Raw genomic sequence first — 2,917 nt, forward strand, 5'->3', positions numbered from 1 at the left:
GCCGACACCGCCACCGAACTCGTCCCCCGGGCCGTCGACGCCTCCGGCGTCCTCGTCACCCTCTCCGCGCCCCCGCCCGGCGTGATCGAGTTCAACGGCGGTTACCTCCACCCCTCCCTCCAGCCCGAGGGCGCTCTCGGGCTGGAGGGAGGGGTGGAGGTAACCGCCGTTGAACTCGATCACCGCGGGCGGCCAGTCCGCGATCAGCACCGCCCTGCGCGCCCTCGCTCCGCCCGGCACCCCCGTCCTCGTCGAGTCGCCCACCTACCCCGGCATGCTCGCCGTCGCCCGCGCGGCCGGACTCCGCCCCGTCCCCGTGCCGACCGACGCCGACGGAGTGCGCCCCGAACTCCTCGAAGCCGCCTTCCGCGCCACCGGCGCCCGTGTCTTCGTCTGCCAGCCGCTCTTCCAGAATCCGACCGGGACCACGCTGCGACCCGAGCGCCGCCGGGAGACCGTCCGCATCGCCCGTGCCGCCGGAGCCTTCGTCGTCGAGGACGACTTCGCCCGCCGCCTCGTCCACGAGGACGCGGGGCCGCTCCCCGCACCCCTCGCCGCCGACGACCCCGACGGCGTCGTCGTCCACGTCCGCTCCCTCACCAAGATCACCTCGGCGAGCCTCCGCGTCGGCGCCCTCGCCGCCCGCGGACCCGTCCTGGAACGCCTGCGAGCCATCCAGGTCGTCGACAGCTTCTTCGTCCCCCGCCCCCTCCAGGAGGCCGCGCTCGAACTCGTCGGTTCCCCGGCCTGGCCCCGCCATCTCCGCGCCGTCGCCCAGGAGCTCAGGAGCCGCCGGGAGGTCATGACCGGAGCCCTCGCCCTCCACCTCCCCGAACTCGCCCTGCCGCACATCCCCTCCGGCGGCTACCAGCTCTGGCTGCGCCTCCCCGACACCCTCTCCGAGGCCTCCCTCCTCGCCGCCGGCCTGCGCGCCGGAGTCGCCGCGGCCCCCGGCCGCCCCTACTTCTGCGCCGAACCCCCCGCCGGCCACATCCGGCTGAGTTTCGCGGGTGTCGCGGGCCCCACGGAGATCGTCGAGGGCGTCCGCCGCCTGCGGACGGCGGTCGACGAACTCACCGGCTGACCGCGAGGGCGGGCCGCGCCGGGACCCGGCACGGCCCGCCCCAGGTCCCTGGCCCCGGGCAAATTCGCCTGACAAGCCCGCACGCCCCTGGAAGCCTTCGCCCATGAGCGACAGCACCACAACCGACGCCCCCGGCGACCCCGTCATGCACGGGGCGTACGAGATCTCAGCCGACCCCGCCCGGATCGACGCGGCCCGCGTCCACCACTGGCTGTCCACCGACGCCTACTGGGCCCTCGGCCGACCTCGGGAGAAGCAGGACAGCGCCATCGCCGGCTCGCTGAACCTCGGCGCCTACCACCGGGAGACCGGCGAGATGAGCGCCTACGCGCGCGTCGTCACCGACTACGCCACCTTCGCCTGGCTCTGTGACGTCTACGTCGACCGCCCGGCCCGCGGCACCGGCCTCGGCACCGCGCTCGTCACCGCCGTCCGCGACCACCTCGCACCGTACGGACTGCGCCGCATCATGCTCGCCACCGCCGACGCGCACGGCGTGTACGAGAAGGTGGGTTTCACGCCACTGCAGAATCCGGACAAGTGGATGGCTCTCGGGCAGCAGTGAGCCCCATCCCCTCCGGCCCCGCCACATGACCCCTTGACCAGCGGGGCCGCCGGCCTCACGATCGCGGCCATGAGTCTTCGGGTGACGCTCGTCACAGCGGCACGCAGCTCCTCCCTGCTCGCCGAACGCTTCGACGACGACCGGCCACTGGACGAGGCCGGCTGGTACGAGGTGCAGCAGGCCGCGCCCGCGCTCATCCCGCTCGGCGCGGCCGAACTGCGCTACTGCTCCCCGACCCCGCGCAGCCGCGCCACCGGCACCGCCCTCGGCTACGCGCCCCTCGCCCAGCCCGCGCTGCGCGACTGCGACATGGGCCGCTGGCGGGGCCTGACCCTCGCCGAGGTCGCCGCCCTCGAACCGGCCGCCGTCGACGCCTGGCTCACCGACGCCCGCACGGCCCCGCACGGCGGCGAACCGCTCCTCGCCTTCATCACCCGCATAGGGAACTGGCTGGACACCCGCCCCGCCGAGGACGGCTCCATCGTCGCCGTCGCCGAACCCTCCGTCGTGCGCGCCGCACTCGTGTACGCCCTCAAGGCACACCCCGCCACCTACTGGAACGTCGACGTCCGCCCCCTCTCCACGATCACCCTCACCGGCCGCCCCGGCCTCTGGCACCTCCAACTGGACGCGGCCCTGCGCTGACGGCCCCGGGACCGGCTAGCCTGGCTTCACGATGAACCGTTTGAGCACGTCATGGGGCGCCTTCACGCTGACCCGCTTCCCCGAGGACCCGCGCGACCAGCTGCGCGCCTGGGACGCGTCCGACGAGTACCTCCTCGGGCACCTCGCCGAGACCGGGACCGACCTCTCCGGCACCGTCGCCGTCCTCGGCGACCGCTGGGGAGCCCTCGTCACCGCGCTCCAGGCCGCGGGACCCCGCGAACTCGTCCAGATCACCGACTCGTACCTCGGCGGGCAGGCCACCCGGGCCAACCTCGCGCGCGCCGGGGCCGCTCCGGACGCCGTCCGGCTCCTCACCACCCAGGACCCGCCGCCCGAGCGGATCGACGTGCTCCTCGTCCGCGTCCCCAAGAGCCTCGCGCTCCTGGAGGACCAGCTCCACCGGCTCGCGCCGGCCGTGCACGAGGGCACCGTGATCGTCGGCACGGGCATGGTCAAGGAGATCCACACCTCCACGCTCAAGCTCTTCGAGCGGATCCTCGGCCCCACCCGCACCTCGCTCGCGGTGAAGAAGGCCCGGCTGATCCACACCACCCCCGATCCGTCCCTCACGCCCGGCCCGAACCCTGCCTCTTATACACACT

The 2,917-nt window shown here is 74.1% G+C and carries 2 protein-coding genes and 2 pseudogenes; all 4 read left to right on the top strand.

Going from position 1 to position 2,917, the window contains the following annotated elements; genetic code table 11:
• A pseudogene (locus CCN56_RS38845) lies at window positions 1-1,084 on the top strand (PLP-dependent aminotransferase family protein); the annotation flags it as partial.
• Between the two features lie 103 nt (window positions 1,085-1,187).
• Entirely contained in the window at window positions 1,188-1,649 is a 462-nt protein-coding gene (locus CCN56_RS38850) for a GNAT family N-acetyltransferase (RefSeq protein ID WP_179200150.1), read from the top strand.
• 69 nt (window positions 1,650-1,718) lie between these two features.
• Window positions 1,719-2,294: a histidine phosphatase family protein gene (locus CCN56_RS38855; protein WP_086832333.1), complete on the top strand. Its 576-nt coding sequence runs from the start codon at window positions 1,719-1,721 to the stop codon at window positions 2,292-2,294.
• 31 nt (window positions 2,295-2,325) lie between these two features.
• Window positions 2,326-2,917 (top strand): annotated as a pseudogene (locus tag CCN56_RS38860) (50S rRNA methyltransferase); the annotation flags it as partial.

It is taken from the genome of Streptomyces sp. NRRL B-24572, from assembly GCF_002156145.1.
GTDB lineage: Bacteria > Actinomycetota > Actinomycetes > Streptomycetales > Streptomycetaceae > Streptomyces > Streptomyces vietnamensis.

Bases quoted from the DNA above. Each gene is read 5' to 3' on its own strand.
- CCN56_RS38850 (WP_179200150.1), top strand. From the start codon at position 1,188: ATGAGCGACAGCACCACAACCGACGCCCCCGGCGACCCCGTCATGCAC.
- CCN56_RS38855 (WP_086832333.1), top strand. From the start codon at position 1,719: ATGAGTCTTCGGGTGACGCTCGTCACAGCGGCACGCAGCTCCTCCCTG.